16 protein-coding genes are annotated in these 15,796 nt (G+C 57.8%); all 16 read left to right on the forward strand.

Features of this window, described 5'->3' with window-relative positions; all coding sequences use genetic code 11:
• The 16 genes from O6929_07635 (at position 1) to sucC (ending at position 15,748) form a co-directional block, all read left to right on the forward strand.
• The gene (locus O6929_07635) at positions 1 to 1,233 is read left to right on the forward strand and encodes an aspartate kinase (protein MCZ6480257.1); all 1,233 of its coding nucleotides are present in this window, start codon (positions 1 to 3) and stop codon (positions 1,231 to 1,233) included.
• Positions 1,233 to 1,631: a helix-hairpin-helix domain-containing protein gene (locus tag O6929_07640; GenBank protein ID MCZ6480258.1), complete on the forward strand. Its 399-nt coding sequence runs from the start codon at positions 1,233 to 1,235 to the stop codon at positions 1,629 to 1,631. The genes O6929_07635 and O6929_07640 overlap by 1 nt, the downstream gene beginning before the upstream one ends.
• Positions 1,616 to 2,320 (forward strand): segregation/condensation protein A, encoded by a 705-nt coding sequence (locus O6929_07645; GenBank protein ID MCZ6480259.1) that lies wholly within the window; start codon positions 1,616 to 1,618, stop codon positions 2,318 to 2,320. Before O6929_07640 ends, O6929_07645 begins: the two co-directional genes overlap by 16 nt.
• Positions 2,317 to 2,889, forward strand: a complete 573-nt coding sequence (gene scpB / locus O6929_07650; GenBank protein ID MCZ6480260.1) for an SMC-Scp complex subunit ScpB — start codon at positions 2,317 to 2,319, stop codon at positions 2,887 to 2,889. Before O6929_07645 ends, scpB begins: the two co-directional genes overlap by 4 nt.
• Positions 2,890 to 2,945: 56 nt before the next feature.
• Positions 2,946 to 4,025, forward strand: coding sequence for a prephenate dehydratase (gene pheA, locus O6929_07655; GenBank protein ID MCZ6480261.1), 1,080 nt, complete (start codon positions 2,946 to 2,948; stop codon positions 4,023 to 4,025).
• A gap of 80 nt (positions 4,026 to 4,105) precedes the next feature.
• Positions 4,106 to 5,269 carry a histidinol-phosphate transaminase gene (gene hisC, locus O6929_07660; protein ID MCZ6480262.1) on the forward strand — a complete coding sequence of 388 codons (1,164 nt, stop codon included), beginning with the start codon at positions 4,106 to 4,108 and terminating at the stop codon, positions 5,267 to 5,269.
• Entirely contained in the window at positions 5,266 to 6,279 is a 1,014-nt protein-coding gene (gene aroF / locus O6929_07665; protein ID MCZ6480263.1) for a 3-deoxy-7-phosphoheptulonate synthase, read from the forward strand. Before hisC ends, aroF begins: the two co-directional genes overlap by 4 nt.
• 111 nt (positions 6,280 to 6,390) lie before the next feature.
• Positions 6,391 to 7,263 (forward strand): prephenate dehydrogenase/arogenate dehydrogenase family protein, encoded by an 873-nt coding sequence (locus tag O6929_07670; protein ID MCZ6480264.1) that lies wholly within the window; start codon positions 6,391 to 6,393, stop codon positions 7,261 to 7,263.
• Positions 7,260 to 8,396, forward strand: coding sequence for a GTPase HflX (gene hflX, locus O6929_07675; protein ID MCZ6480265.1), 1,137 nt, complete (start codon positions 7,260 to 7,262; stop codon positions 8,394 to 8,396). The genes O6929_07670 and hflX overlap by 4 nt, the downstream gene beginning before the upstream one ends.
• 93 nt (positions 8,397 to 8,489) lie before the next feature.
• Positions 8,490 to 9,038: a CDP-diacylglycerol--glycerol-3-phosphate 3-phosphatidyltransferase gene (gene pgsA, locus O6929_07680; GenBank protein MCZ6480266.1), complete on the forward strand. Its 549-nt coding sequence runs from the start codon at positions 8,490 to 8,492 to the stop codon at positions 9,036 to 9,038.
• Between the two features lie 177 nt (positions 9,039 to 9,215).
• Positions 9,216 to 10,571: a ribosome biogenesis GTPase Der gene (gene der, locus O6929_07685; protein MCZ6480267.1), complete on the forward strand. Its 1,356-nt coding sequence runs from the start codon at positions 9,216 to 9,218 to the stop codon at positions 10,569 to 10,571.
• A 222-nt stretch (positions 10,572 to 10,793) separates the two neighbouring features.
• Entirely contained in the window at positions 10,794 to 11,174 is a 381-nt protein-coding gene (locus O6929_07690; GenBank protein ID MCZ6480268.1) for a hypothetical protein, read from the forward strand.
• A 23-nt stretch (positions 11,175 to 11,197) separates the two neighbouring features.
• The gene (locus O6929_07695; GenBank protein ID MCZ6480269.1) at positions 11,198 to 11,974 is read left to right on the forward strand and encodes a hypothetical protein; all 777 of its coding nucleotides are present in this window, start codon (positions 11,198 to 11,200) and stop codon (positions 11,972 to 11,974) included.
• Positions 11,974 to 13,776, forward strand: coding sequence for a fumarate reductase/succinate dehydrogenase flavoprotein subunit (locus O6929_07700; protein MCZ6480270.1), 1,803 nt, complete (start codon positions 11,974 to 11,976; stop codon positions 13,774 to 13,776). Before O6929_07695 ends, O6929_07700 begins: the two co-directional genes overlap by 1 nt.
• Positions 13,777 to 14,523, forward strand: a complete 747-nt coding sequence (locus O6929_07705; protein ID MCZ6480271.1) for a succinate dehydrogenase/fumarate reductase iron-sulfur subunit — start codon at positions 13,777 to 13,779, stop codon at positions 14,521 to 14,523.
• Between the two features lie 43 nt (positions 14,524 to 14,566).
• On the forward strand, positions 14,567 to 15,748 hold the full coding sequence (gene sucC / locus O6929_07710) for an ADP-forming succinate--CoA ligase subunit beta (protein MCZ6480272.1): 1,182 nt from the start codon (positions 14,567 to 14,569) through the stop codon (positions 15,746 to 15,748).
• Positions 15,749 to 15,796: the final 48 nt, after the last annotated feature.

Below are 15,796 nucleotides of genomic sequence, written 5' to 3' on the forward strand. Positions count from 1 at the left end.
TTGGCCTTGATCATTCAGAAATACGGCGGGACCTCGGTACGAGACGTTGGACGGCTCCAACAGGTCGCCAGAGGCATTGTTGAGGTGCGGGAGAGTGGGAATGATGTGGTGGTGGTCGTCTCGGCTATGGCTGGAGAGACCAATCGGCTCCTTCAGCTCGCCCATCAGATCACCGATGCCCCCAATACACGGGAGCTGGATGTTATCCTTGCCACGGGAGAACAGGTAGCCATCGGGCTGCTTTCCTTGTCCATCCAGGCCTCTGGCGCCAGGGCCCGATCCTTTACCGGGACACAGGTGCGCATTCTCACGGACAATGTGCACACCAGGGCCCGGATTGTCAATATCGACGTTGAGAGGATCCGGCACGCGCTCCGGGAAAACGAGGTCGCTATCGTGGCAGGGTTTCAGGGGGTAAACGCTGAGGAGGAAGTCACGACCCTTGGCCGTGGAGGGTCGGACCTGACCGCCGTGGCCTTGGCCGCTGCCCTGAACGCAGACATGTGCGAGATCTATACCGATGTGGAAGGGGTCTACACGGCGGATCCCGGCATGGTTCCCACGGCTCGGAAGCTCTCCCGGATTACTTACGAGGAGATGATCGAGATCGCCAGCCTGGGGGCTAAGGTGCTGCAGCCACGGGCGGTCGAGTATGCCAAGAACTACAATGTCTCTATCCACGTGCGTTCGAGCTTCACCAAGAGTCCAGGGACGTTGGTGGTCCAGGAGGATCAAGACATGGAAAGGGTCGTGGTCTCGGGGATTGCGTATAACAAAAACGAAGCAAAGATCACCATTACCCGGGTGGTCGACCGCCCCGGGATCGCCGCCAAGCTGTTTGGCAACGTGGCAGATGCGGGCGTCGTGGTGGACATGATCGTTCAGAACATTAGCCAGGACGGGCACACCGATATTTCCTTTACGGTCCCGCGAGTCGATTTTCACAAGGCGAAGGAGCTTGTCCAGGGCGTGGCCAAGGAGATCGGGGCGGACCAGGTCCTGGGCGATGATCGGATTGCGAAAGTATCCATCGTGGGGCTGGGAATGCGGACGCACTCTGGGGTGGCGGCCAAGATCTTTGGGGCCTTGGCGGCAGAACAAATCAATATTATGATGATCAGCACCTCGGAAATTAAGGTTTCCTGCGTGATAGACGAACGGGACACCGAGCGGGCGGTGCGGGTTCTCCACGATGCCTTTGAGCTGCAGACCGAGCCGCCGATAGGGGAATGATGAGACTTCGCATCTTCGCCCCCACAGATGCCGCTTTGGCGGCGCTCCTTCTGCTGATCCTAACTCTCGTGGCTGTCTCAGGGCTCGTGTTGAAGGAGGAAGGGCCGGGGTTTGCTGTCCAATTGCAGTCACAAGCCGGGGAGCGCCCGACACAAGAAGTATTCCGATCCGCAAGGGATTTGCGCGTCAATCTCAATCGTGCGGGGGCATTCCTTCTGGCCACCCTGCCGGGGATCGGTCCGACACTGGCCGAAGGGATCGTCCGGTTTCGCGAAGTGCATGGTCCCTTCCGGCACGTTTCGGATGTGAAAGGAGTTCCGGGGATCGGTCCCAAGCGCCTGAGAAAGATGCTTCCATATTTAACCTTGGGGGAGGAGGCGACATGGTCTACCAGGTAAGACTTCCAGCTTTTGAAGGACCCCTGGACCTTCTCTTACACCTCGTCCGAGTCAACCAGGTCGACATCTATGACATTCCCATCGCTCGGATCACCGATGAATATTTCCAGTATCTCCGTATGATGGAGGAGCTGGATCTAGAGCTAGCGGGGGAGTTTCTCGTAATGGCGGCGACACTGGTTTATGTCAAATCCCGAATGTTGTTACCGCTGGAGCCGACCGAAGAGGAGGGATTCGAAGAGGACCCGCGGACTCCCCTGGTGGACATGCTGGTAGAGTACCAGCGTTTCAGGACTGCCTCTGAGGAGTTTGCACTCCACGAGGATCGGCAGCGACAATACTTCCTCCGCTCCGAGCCGGTTGAGCTCCCGTCTACCGGAGCACCACTGGAAATTGACCTCGCGGATCTCCTTGATGCTTTTCGAGCCGTGTTGACTCGTGCAAAGGACCGGCCCGTCTTGGAACTCATGGCTCGGCCGCTGACAACGGGGGAGCGGATGGTCGCCATCCTCGACCGGTTGGCGCTAGAGGAGCCGGTCCCCTTTGAGGCGCTATTCTCTGCGGAGGCGGACCGGGCACTGGTTGTTGTCACTTTTCTTGGGCTACTCGAGCTGATTCGGCAGGGCGCGGTGCGAGTCTGGCAGACCCTTTCCTTTGGAGAAATCGTCATCGCCCGAGCAGTGCCATGAGCCGGGGGCATCTTCCCATCCTCGAGGCGCTACTCTTTGCGTCATCGGATCCTCTTTCGATCCCACAGTTACAGGAACTGCTCGAAGAGGGAGACAAAGAAAATATCATAAACGACATGAAATATCTTCAGGAACTATATGAAAACAAAGGCTCTGGATTGACAATAATTGAAGTTGCCGGGGGCTTTCGAATGTCCACGCGTCCTGACCTCCACCCCTGGCTTACCCGGCTGGCAACGGTGCGCCCTAGCAGGCTGTCTCGCCCAGCGTTAGAGACGGTAGCCATTATTGCCTACCGGCAACCGGTTACCAAAGCAGAGGTCGAAGCCATTCGGGGAGTTACGGTGGACGGTGTCCTGAGAACGCTGATAGAGCGCGGGCTTATCCGGATTGTAGGCAGGAAGCGAGATGTGGGGCGGCCCATCCTCTATGGGACCAGCCGGACCTTCCTAGAGTACTTTGGCTTCCAGAATCTCAGCGAGCTCCCCTCACTAAAGGAAATTGAGACTCTCACCCCTACGAGGGAGGGGACGGCTGAAGCAACGGAGATGCAGAGTGAAAATTCTTGAACCACTTGCATCCCATGCCTCGAACCTCAGGTGTGCGTGTGGGTGAGCAGGGAGCCATGGGAATCGAAGAGTTCAGACGCAAGATCGACGCCATTGATAGCCAGATCCTTGAGCTCTTGAATCGGCGTGCCGAGATCGTCGTCCGCGTCGGTGAGGAAAAGGCCAAGGGAAACATGGCGTACCACTCCCCTCAGCGGGAGGAGGAGATCATCGATCGTCTCACGCGTGAGAACCGGGGGCCCTTCCCCGGCAGGGGGGTCAAGGCCGTCTACCGCGAGATCCTTTCAGCCTGCCTCGCGCTCGAGCAAGCCCTCAAAGTGGCCTATCTTGGTCCCCAGGCTACCTTTACTCATATGGCCTGTATGAAACGTTTCGGTCTGCTGGCGGAGTATGTCCCCCTCCGAGGGATCGGAGAGGTCTTCAACGAGGTGGGAAAGGGGAAGGCCGACTATGGGGTCGTGCCAGTCGAGAACTCGACCGAGGGGGTGGTCAGTCATACCCTTGACCTGTTTGTCGACTCCGATTTGACGATTTGTGGCGAAGTCCTGATGGAAGTTTCCCATCACCTCCTTTCGAAAGGTGGCGAGAAGGGCCAGATCATCAAAATCTACTCCCATCCCCATGCCATCGCCCAGTCCAGAAAGTGGTTGGAAACGAACATGCCGTCGATTGCACTCTTCGAGGTTGCCTCAACAGCCGCAGCGGCCGAGCTCGCCTCCCAGGATGAGACGGCAGCGGCCATCGCCTCCGAGCTAGCTGGCCGCCTGTACGATTTGAAGGTGGTGGCGGCCCGGATTGAGGATAGCCCGTATAATTTTACGCGGTTCCTTGTCATCGGACAGCAGCCATGTTCCGCGACTGGCCAGGATAAGACCTCTATCCTCTTCACAATCCGCGACCGGGTTGGGGCCCTGTACCGAATGCTGGAGCCGTTCGCTCAGAATCAGATTAACTTGACCAAGATCGAATCGCGACCCTCTCGGTACCGGGTCTGGGAATATATCTTCTATGTGGATTTTGAGGGGCATGTCGAAGACGCGCTGGTGCAGGCAGCCCTGGAGCGGCTTCGGGAAGAGTGCCTCTTCCTGAAGGTCTTGGGCTCTTACCCGAAAGAGCCCCTCCGTGCAAAGAGTTGAGGGTGGAGAACAATGTGTGCGGCTGCCAAGGGGGACTCGCTCGGATAAAGACGGAGACGAGTCGTGGATGAAGGGCAGAGATGAACCGCGAAGTTAAAAAGCTCCAGAAGCTCGCTCGACCCCAGGTTCTGGGACTGGTGCCTTACAGTCCGGGGCGACCGATCGAGGAAGTGCAGCGGGAGCTCGGCTTGGATGAAGTGCTCAAGCTCGCTTCCAATGAAAACCCACTCGGTCCCTCGCCGTTGGCTCTGCAAGCCATTCGCGAGGGACTTCAGGGCCTTCACCGGTACCCCGATGGGGGCTGTCACAATCTACGGGAGGCGCTTGGCCGAAGCCTCGGCGTCAAACCGGAACAACTCTGTTTTGGTAACGGGAGTAATGAATTGTTGGAGCTTGTCACCCGAGCTTTTGTCGGACCTGAGGATGAGGTCGTGATGGGTCACCCGGCCTTCATCGTCTATCGAAGTGTCTGTCGAGCAGTGGGAGGCCAGGTCCGAGAAGTTCCTCTCAAGGAATTCACCCACGATCTGGATGCGATGCTGCAAGCGGTGACACCACGGACAAAGCTGGTCTTTCTCGGAAACCCGAATAACCCCACCGGGACCTGTGTTCCGGTGACCGACCTCTACAATTTTGTGCGGGAGCTTCCGGGCCATGTCATCCTCGTGGTTGATGAAGCCTATCGGGAGTATCTCCCCCAGCATCTTCAACCGGATCTCCTCAGGTATATCCGGGAGGGACGTTACCTCCTAGCCCTGAGAACTTTTTCAAAGGCGTACGGTCTGGCAGGACTTCGGATGGGATATGGGGTCGGCCCCCCGGAGATGGCGGAGATCCTGAACCGGGTCCGGCAGCCCTTCAACGTAAATGCGTTAGCCCAGAGAGCGGCAGTGGCGGCCTTGGACGATACGACCCATCTCGAGGAGACGCTGCGGATCACTGAGACAGGACGGCAAAGCGTGCAGTCCCTCCTGGAAGGGTTGGGCCTCTCCTATGTTCCAAGTGTGACCAACTTCGTTCTGGTTAATGTCAAAGCTGAGGGTGCGGCGATTGCTTCTGCTCTTTTCCGTAAGGGGGTGATCGTCCGGTCCATGGAGGGATATGATCTCCCCACATTTATTCGTGTGACGATCGGAACACCTGAGGAGAATATCCGAGCGATCGAGGCCTTAGGTACGGTTCTCGAGGAGATGGAGGTTGCGGTAAAGCCCTCGACTCCTCCAGGTGGAAGGAGTGGGAAATGATCATCGTAATGCGATCCGCCGCTACCCAGACGGATATCGACCAGGTGGTGGAACGAATTATTCAGCATGGCCTTAAGCCACACATCTCTCGGGGGGTGGAGCGGACCATTATTGGCGCCATCGGGGATGAACGGATCCTTCGAAATGTCCCCTTCCAGGCCTTGCCCGGCGTCGAGGAAGTCCTCACCATTCTGAAACCGTTTAAACTTGCCAGCCGAGATTTCAAGACTGAGCCAAGCGTGGTAGAGGTGAACGGCGTGGCGGTAGGAGGAGGGCGCCTAGCCGTGATTGCCGGCCCCTGCTCGGTGGAGGGGCGCGAGATGCTGCTGGATACCGCCCAGAAGATCAGAGAGGCGGGCGCGACGCTGCTCAGGGGAGGGGCATTTAAACCTCGGACCTCTCCGTATTCCTTCCAGGGACTGGGGGAGGAGGGGTTGAGGTATCTGGCCGAGGTTCGCGAGGTCACCGGGCTACCCGTGGTTACGGAGCTCATGGACCCTCGGGATGCTGAACTGATTATGAAATATGCCGACATGGTACAGATCGGGGCTAGGAACATGCAGAACTTCCGCCTCCTCAAGGAGGTTGGCATGCACCACAAGCCGGTCCTCCTCAAACGGGGAATGAGTTGCACGATTAAGGAGCTCCTGATGTCGGCCGAGTACATCATGTCCGAAGGAAACTACAATATTGTGCTCTGCGAGAGGGGAATCCGGACCTTCGAGGATTACACCCGCAATACGCTTGATCTTTCCGCGGTTCCGTCTCTCAAACAACTCTCTCACCTCCCGGTGATTGTTGATCCGAGTCACGGGACCGGAAAATGGGACCTCGTTGCTCCTCTCGCCCTGGCGGCCATCGCCGTGGGTGCAGACGGGATCATGGTCGAGGTCCATCCTCAGCCAGAGATGGCTTTGTCCGATGGACCCCAGGCCCTGATTCCCGACCGGTTTAGCACACTCATGGAGCAAATCCGAGCCTTGGCACCTATCGTAGGCCGAACCCTGTAATTTTGTCCGTTTCCTGATATCGGACGGCCGAGGGCCAGATGCTAGAGTGGTATCGCTCTACGGGCGTCCGTCACGTCTGGGCCCGGTACTGCCAAGAAGGTTCAGGAGAGCATGTCAGACGTGAGCCACAGGCCTTTGTTTAATCGGATTGCGGTAGTCGGCGTAGGGCTGATTGGTGGTAGTCTCGCACGTGCGTGCCGGGACGGCATCGCGAGTCGCGTGATAGGCTTGGATGTCGACCAAACACACCTGCAGCAGGCCCTCAGCCTGGGTCTCGTAGATCAGGCGGACGATCTGCCAGTAGGAGTAGAGGGGGCCGATTTGGTCGTTGTTGCCGTTCCCGTTGGCGCCATCGTGGGGGTCGTTCGTGCGATTGCACCGCACCTAGCGGGGGGGTCTATTGTGACCGATGTGGGAAGTGTCAAGGGAGATTTGGTCGCAGAAGTAGAAGAAGAAATCCCTGCCGGTCGGGCGTATGTTGGCGGTCATCCCATCACGGGGACGGAACGCTCTGGACCCGAAGCCTCGAGCGCAGGGCTCTTTCGGAATAGCTTATGCGTTCTCACACCGACTTCCCGGACACCTGCGGACGCGTTGGGAAAGGTGACGCGCCTGTGGGAGATGGTAGGATCTCGGGTGATCCCCATGGATCCGTTCCAGCATGATCGAATCTTCGCTCTGGTCAGCCATCTCCCCCATGTGGTCGCCTATACCCTCATGGCGCCTCTTCTCAGTCCCACGGAGGATGGAGAAGAGCTATTACGGTTCAGCGCTGGCGGACTTCGCGACTTTACTCGGATTGCGGCGTCTGACCCGGTCATGTGGCGGGATATCTTGATCAGGAATCGGAAGGAGGTGCTGGAGTCGATCGCCAGATTCCAAAAGGCACTTCAACGGTTTGAGGAGATGATCAGAACGCAGGACGCGGCCGGCTTGATGGAGGAGTTTCAACGGGCCAAGGAGATACGCGAGCAACTTCGATGAAACGATGGTCGAGTTCCCGGCGAGAAGTGGCGCTCCTCATTGGGCTTAAGCAGCCTCATCAGCCCCGCTGGGAGGCAGAGGAGTCCTTAGAAGAGCTGGCCCAACTGGCGGTCTCGGCAGGGGCCGAGTCGGCGTTCCGTGTCCTTCAGGAGCGGTCCGTACCCGATCCCCGTACCCTGATCGGCCGCGGGAAGGCGGAGGATATCCGCGAATTGTGCGAAGAGGGGGTTGACCTGGTCATCTTTGACGACGATCTCACCGGTTCGCAGCAGCGGAATCTCGAAGCGACACTCCAGCGCAAGGTGATTGACCGAACCGGGCTCATCCTGGATATCTTTGCCCAACGGGCCCGATCAAGGGAGGGAAAGCTCCAGGTCGAGCTCGCCCAGCTGAAATATCTGTTACCCCGTCTCACAGGGCATGGAGCCGATCTGTCTCGGCTGGGTGGCGGAATTGGAACGCGAGGACCGGGCGAGACCAAACTGGAGGTGGACCGTCGCCGGATCCGGCGGCGTGTCATCAAGATCGAGGAGGAGCTGGAAAAGGTGCAGCGCCATCGCGCCCTGCTGCGTCGCCGTCGCCAGAAACAGGCCTTACCGACCGCGGCCCTTGTGGGATACACCAACGCGGGGAAGTCCTCTCTGTTGAATGCGTTGACTCATGCTAAGCTCCCGGTCGCCGACAAGTTCTTTGTCACCCTAGACCCGACCTTACGGAAGGTGATCCTGCCCGGCGGGCGCGCGGTCCTCCTTTCTGACACCGTGGGATTCATCAAGAAGCTTCCCCATCAGCTGGTGGCGGCCTTCAAGGCCACGCTGGAGGAGATGCGGGCCTCAGATCTCTTGCTCCACGTGATCGATATCGCTCATCCTCAATGGCAAGACCAGGAGCAGGCAGTGACAGCGGTACTGGAGGAGCTAGGGATGGCCACAAAACCGCTGATCAGTCTCTATAACAAGGTAGATAAACTCCCACATCCCGAGGCGATCGCATTCCTGAGCCGAAGACCGCGATCAGTGGTGACCTCGGCGAATACGGGTGCAGGCCTTTCCGAACTCAAGACTGTAATTGCAGAGATGCTGGAGTCCCTCGAAGAGTCCAGAGCTCAACGGCAGGTACGTAGGCGGGGCTGAGACGTTCGAGGTCAAGATCCTTGATGTGGTGAGGCAGAGGGGGCAGAGTTCAAGAATCTCCTCGGCAGATCTCGGACACGAGGTGCAGTAACGGTGATTCTTAATCTTCCCAATGGACTTACCTTCCTTCGATTGATTCTAACGCCCGTGATCGTCATGTTCCTCCTCGATGGAGCATTCTTTTGGGCCCTCATGCTCTTTCTGGTGGCCGGAGTCACCGATGGACTCGACGGATTTTTGGCCCGCTCATTACGGGGGTCGACGGAATTTGGAAGAATTCTTGACCCGCTGGTGGATAAGATCCTCATGGGCTCCTCCTTCATCACCTTGGCGTTTCTAGGACACCTTCCCATGTGGCTTGCGGGAATCGCTGTGGGGAGGGACTTGGTGCTGATGATCGGATCCTGCATCCTCTATATGGTGACTGGCCGCTTCGGGTATCCAGCGTCGGTGATCGGGAAGCTGAGCACCTTTCTGCAGGTGCTCACGGTCTTGGCAGTCATGGTCATGACGAAGGGGGATGGGCGCCTCGATCCCCTCTTCTGGGGAATGGCGATCTTAAGCGTTGCGTCCGGCCTTGACTATGTTTACCGCGGGTCGGTTGAATTAATCGCGCGTTTGCGGAACACCTCACCGGCCTAGAAAACGCCATCCTGTCCGTTCATTTCCTCCTCGCGCTTTCCCTCTTTCATTCGATTCCCATCTGGCAGACAGAGCTATCCGTACGTGTCACCGCGGTGATGGTCTGCGTCTGCATTGCGTGCCCTTCACCAATCGAGTATGCTACTCGTGGATGACGTGTAAAGGGAGCGAATTGGCATGAAAAGACTGCCCACCGTTGCCATCGTGGGCCGCCCCAACGTCGGCAAATCTACTTTCTTCAACCGGTTGGTGGGGGGACGCCGAGCGATCGTGGCGGTAACACCTGGAGTTACCAGGGACCGCAATTACGGTACGGTCCAGTGGCGAGGGCAATCCTTCTTGCTTGTGGACACGGGTGGCTTTGAGCCAGCGACCTCCACACCTCTAACCCAGCAGGTGGTAGAACAGGCTCAGCTGGCCATGGAGCACGCGGATCTCATTGTTTTTCTCGTCGACGCCCAAGACGGGCTCACACCTCTCGATGAGGAGATCGCCCTTCTGTTACGCCGAATGCTGCAGAAGCATATTGTCCTGGTAACCAACAAGGTGGATCCACCCATGAAAACCTCCCTTGTCGCTGAGTTCTACCGACTCGGGTTTTCTGAAGTACTACCGGTTTCAGCGGAGCATGGGACGGGAGTGGGGGATCTGCTTGACCACCTCCTGGGTTTCCTGCCACCGTCCGAGGAAGCGCAAGTAATCTCGGATGCTGTGACCATCGCTGTCGTGGGGCGGCCCAACGTCGGGAAGTCCTCCCTGGTGAATCGAATCCTGGGCGAATCCAGGGTCATCGTTAGCCCCGAACCCGGCACCACGCGCGATGCTATCGATACGCCCTTTACCTACCAAGGACGTCAGTATGTTCTTATAGATACCGCAGGGATCCGGTCCAAGGGGCGAAAAGGATATCCTCTCGAGTATTACAGTATCCTTCGAGCCATCAAAAGCGTAGAGCGCTGTGATGTTGCGCTTATTCTCCTCGATGCGACCAGTGGTGTTGTACAGCAGGATGCCCGGATCGCCGGCTATGCCTTCGAGGCGGGGTGTGCTCTTATCCTCCTCGTGAACAAATGGGATCTTGTCGAAAAGGAGGCGCGGGCTGCGGATCAGCACCTGCGGCGTATTCGAGAGCAACTGAGGCATGTCGACTATGCCCCGGTCCTTTTCATCTCGGCTCTTACCGGGCAACGCATTTTCAAGATTTTCACCTTGATCGAGCGTGTTATGAAAGAACAGGACCGCCGGATTCCGTCGGGGGAGCTCAATCGCTTCATTCGCCATGTGGTGGAAGAATATCCTCCTCCGTCGGCGAAAGGACGACAGATCCTGATCCGCTACGCCACCCATGTCAGCCGCAAACCACCAACCTTTGTTCTTTTCGTAAACGATCCTGATGGGGTTTCTACCTCGTATGAACGCTACCTGGTGAATCAGCTTCGTTCAAGATACGGATTCGAGGGAAACCCCATCCGCATCCGCTTTCGCGGTGAGCATCGGCGCCGGGAGCGGCGAGTGTGCGACTCTGGAGAGTGACTGACTCTCGGAGTAGTGCGGCTCATGGCCAAAGCTTGAGCCAGCTCCATAAGGGCGCGAAATGTCAGTCTTTTCCTTGACAGCCGCGACCCTCCGTGGTAACTTTACGCCGACTGATGTCTTCCGAAAGCATGCCGCAAGGATAGCCAAACGACGCCGGCGATTTGGAAGGAGTCGGCTGCGTTTCTGACCATACGTTTTACACAGGCAGGGGAGGAGGCGATGGGACGCGAAGGATCGCACAACCCCCCTCCTGATCGACCACCGAATCCAGTTTACCGAAAGGAAATTCCGCATCCTCGACAACCTATTATTCCCTTCATCCAGGGGGGATGGGATAGGCCTCGCTATATGGCCGGCCAGGCTGCGGGTCCTCGATACCTCCGTAAAGAAGGCCTTTGGGGAGCGAACAAGATCCTTCCGTGCGCCGTTAATCTCAACGGCGAGTACGATATGACGAGACTCTTTGTGGGTGTCCCGGTCAAGCTCGGCCGGGGTAGGATCGAGCAGGTAGTCGAAGTTAAATTCACTCCGGAAGAGCAGGCCGCATTCGACAAGTCCACTGGGGCAGTCCGCGAACTCGTGGAGAAGTTAAAACTGTAGACCTGCCGGCAGGAGACCAACACATGATCGGGAAGGTACTCAAGAATCAACGGGGACAGGTGGCAGGTGCGATGGCGCTCCGAAAGGATAGCTGGTGGATCCAGCCCTTGCTGACAGTGCTCGGGCTGGGAGCATTCATTGTCTATGCCACCTGGGCTGCCTTTCAGAACGCCCACTATTACACCGCCCCCTATCTGTCGCCCTTCTATTCTCCCTGCATTTCTGCCAATTGCGAGCACATTACCCTCCCGCTCGTGGGTCCCTGGTGGACCTGGTCCCCCGCGTTCCTGATTTTGTGGGCCCCGGGCATATTCCGCCTCACATGCTACTACTATCGGAAGGCCTACTACCGTTCGTTCTGGTGGGCGCCGCCAGCCTGCGCCGTGCCTGATGCACGCAGGGGCTACGACGGAGAAACGGGCTTCCTGACCTTCCAGAACATTCACCGCTACACCTTTTATATCGCTGTACTCGTCATCCTTTTCCTCGCTTGGGATGCGATTAACGCTCATCGCTTTCCTGATGGGTTTGGCGTGGGCGTAGGCACGCTCGTGCTCTGGGCCAACGTCGTGCTTCTTTCGCTCTATACCTTCTCGTGCCACTCGTGCCGCCACCTCTGCGGGGGTCAGCTCGACGTCTTTTCCAAGGCTCCTTCCCGATACCGGATCTGGACTCTTGTAACCACCCTGAACGAGCGGCATGCACTCTTTGCCTGGATTAGCCTTGTCGGCGTGGGTCTCACCGACCTGTATGTTCGGCTTGTGTCTATGGGTATCGTTACAGACGTGAGGTTATTCTAATGATATTGGATAAATATGAGACGCACGACTACGATGTGATTGTGGTGGGGGCGGGGGGCGCAGGGCTCCGCGCCGCCATTGAGGCCTCAGCACAGGGCGCCCGGACGGCACTCGTCTGCAAGTCACTCTTAGGAAAGGCCCACACGGTGATGGCCGAAGGAGGCATTGCGGCGGCGCTGGGGAACATCTACCCCGAGGACAATTGGCAGGTGCACTTTCGCGACACCATGCGCGGAGGCAAGATGCTCTGCAATTGGCGCATGGCGCAGCTCCATGCGCAAGAAGCGCCGGCGCGCGTACTCGAGTTGGAGGCGTGGGGGGCGCTTTTTGATCGGACGAAAGATGGTCGAATCCTCCAGCGCGACTTCGGGGGCCACCGCTACGCACGCCTCGCGCACGTTGGCGACCGCACCGGCTTAGAGATGATCCGGACCCTTCAGCAGCATGCGGTCCACAAAGGGATCGATGTCTTCATGGAATGCACTATCTTCCGCCTATTGAAGGACGGAGACCGGATCGCTGGAGCCTTCGGATACTGGCGGGACAGCGGTTGTTTTGTTGTCTTTAAAGCCAAGGCGATCGTTCTCGCGACCGGTGGCATCGGCAAGGCCTGGAAGATCACGTCAAACTCCTGGGAGTACACCGGAGACGGCCTTTCCCTCTCCTGCTGGGCTGGTGCGGACCTGATGGACATGGAGTTCGTTCAATTTCACCCGACAGGAATGGTCTGGCCTCCAAGCGTCCGCGGCATCTTGGTTACTGAAGGCGTTCGGGGCGATGGCGGAACGCTCACGAACTCGCTCGGAGAGCGTTTTATGTTCAAGTACATTCCCGAGTTCTTCCGGGCGGAGACTGCCGAGACGGAGGCGGAAGCTGACCGGTGGTATACCGACAAGAAGAACAATCGACGCACGCCGGATCTGCTGCCACGTGACGAGGTGGCCCGGGCGATCAATGCGGAAGTGAAAGCCGGGCGGGGGAGTCCGCACGGCGGCGTCTTCCTTGATATCGCAAACCGCCGCGACCCCGAGTATATCAAGCGGCGGCTTCCCTCCATGTACCACCAGTTCAAGGAACTGGCCGACGTCGACATCACAAAACAATCCATGGAGGTCGGTCCCACCTGCCACTACGTCATGGGCGGGGTGCGAGTAGATGCCGATACGACAGCAGCGACTGTTCCGGGGCTCTTTGCCGCGGGCGAAGTAGCCGCGGGTATGCACGGGGCAAACCGTCTAGGCGGCAACTCGCTCTCCGATCTGGTCGTGTTCGGGCGTCGAGCGGGCTTGTACTCGGCTGAGTATGCGAAAAACTTTCAGGGAACGCTCACGATTGATGTGGGCCAGGTCGAAGCGATGGCCCGGGAGTGTCTCGAGCCATTCGAGCGGAGTGGGACAGAGAATCCATATACGATTCACCAAGACCTCCAGGAGTGTATGCAGAGCCTGGTCGGGATAATTCGGACCGAGGGTGAGCTGAAGAAAGCACTGGACGAAATCGGGGTGCTGCGTGAACGGACCCGTCGGATCAAGATCGGTGGGAACCGCGAGTATAACCCTGCCTGGCATCTGGCCCTCGATTTAGATTCGTTGCTCACGGTCTCCGAAATAGTGACTCGAGCAGCAATGGAGCGGAAGGAGAGTCGCGGCGCCCACACCCGCGAGGATTATCCAAAGATGGATCCGGCTTTCGGCAAAGCCAATGTCGTGGTGCGACAGGTGAATGGAGAAATTACCGTTCCCCAAGAGCCACTCCCGGAGATGCCTGACGACCTCAAAAAGCTGTTCGAAGGAGACAAGTAGATGAGGGACTTCACCTTTCGCGTCTGGCGAGGCGACGAGACCGGCGGAGGCTTGCAGGAGTACCGTGTCCCCGTCGAGGAGGGGATGGTGGTCTTGGACGTCATCCACCGGATTCAGGCGATGCATGCTAACGATTTGGCCGTCCGGTGGAACTGCAAGGCAGGCAAGTGCGGCTCCTGCAGTGCCGAGGTCAACGGTAAGCCACGGCTCATGTGTATGGCCCGGATGAGCCTTTTTTCGGCGGACGAGCCCATCACTGTCGCCCCCATGAAGACGTTCCCCCTTGTCAGAGATCTGGTGACCGATGTGTCGTACAATTACGAGGTGGCCAAGCAGATCCCGACCTTCAAACCGGGGCCGCCCGAGCCGGATGGCACTTATCGAATGATGCAGGAGGACATCGACCGAGCACAGGAGTTCCACAAGTGCATCGAATGCTTTCTCTGCCAGAACGTCTGTCATGTCATCCGAGATCATCCAGATAAGATGAGAGCATTTGCCGGCCCGCGGTTCTTTGTGCGTATCGCCGCCCTCGAAATGCACCCCCTGGACACCGATTCCCGGACCGAACTGCTCCGTGCGAAAGCAGGACTTGGATTCTGCAACATTACCAAGTGCTGTACCGAGGTCTGTCCAGAACACATTCACATTACGGACAATGTCATCATTCCCCTCAAAGAGCGGGTGGTAGACGAATACTACGACCCGGTCGTGTGGCTGATTAAGAAGGTAAGAGGAAAAAAATAGGTCCCCTGGCTCCATCCGCTCCGGTCGAACCTGCGAGGTGAACATGAAGATTCACGAGTATCAAGCAAAAGAAATTCTCGCTGCTTACGGCGTCCCTGTTCCCCAAGGAGAAGTTGTTACCGCTGCCTCCGATGCCAAGAGGGCGGCTTCACGGCTTGGGGGGACTGTGGTGGTTAAGGCCCAAATCCATGCAGGGGGACGAGGAAAAGGGGGCGGGGTGAAGTTGGCCCGATCAGCAGAGGAGGCGGAACGGATTGCTAGTGAAATACTCGGAAAGCCTCTTGTCACTCCTCAGACCGGACCTGAAGGAACGATTGTCCGGCAGGTGCTGATCGAAGAGGGAGTTGACATTCGCCGGGAACTCTATGCTGGAATTGTTCTCGATCGAAAGGCAAGCATGCCTGTCGTGATGGCCAGCGAGGCCGGAGGGATGGAAATTGAAGAAGTGGCGGCCCGCAGCCCGGAAAAGATCTTGAAAGTTGCCGTCGACCCCGCGGTCGGATTCTCTGCCTTCGCCGGGAGAAAACTCGCATACGGGCTTGCGCTGGACGGAGGATTAGCAGCCCAGGGTGCAGACCTCTTCTCAAAACTCTATCGTGTCTTTCAAGAAAAGGACTGTTCATTGGCCGAAATTAATCCTCTGGTGCAAACGGACGGAGGGCTCCTCGCGCTTGATGCAAAGATTACTTTTGATGATAATGGCCTCTTCCGCCACCAGGAGATCGTTGCGCTTCGAGATCTTCACGAGGAGTCCCCACTGGAGGTTGAGGCATCGCACTTTCGCCTCAGTTACATCAAGTTAGATGGGACCGTGGGGTGTATGGTAAACGGGGCTGGCCTCGCCATGGCCACCATGGACATCATCAAGCTCGCTGGAGGCGAGCCGGCAAATTTCCTTGACGTAGGAGGAGGGGCGAGCGCGGAACAGATTGAAAATGCCTTTCGCATCCTCCTTGCGGACAAAGGGATCCGGGCTGTTCTGATCAATATCTTTGGAGGCATCCTTCGTTGCGATCGCCTTGCAGAGGGACTGATTCAGGCGGTGAAGACCCTGCAGGTAAAGGTCCCTGTGGTGATCCGGATGGAGGGGACCAATGTAGAGCTGGGCAGGCAGATGCTTGAGGAATCTGGACTCAATTTCCTCACCGCCAGCACGATGGCCGATGCCGCAACCCGGGCGGTCGAGGCCGCCAAGGGGGTTCACAGTTCAGGGTTCAGAGTCTAGGGTGAAGAGTTCCGGGTTGGGTTCGTCGGTGATGGGGGAATCGCTACA

This window comes from Candidatus Methylomirabilota bacterium, from assembly GCA_027293415.1.
GTDB lineage: Bacteria > Methylomirabilota > Methylomirabilia > Methylomirabilales > CSP1-5 > CSP1-5.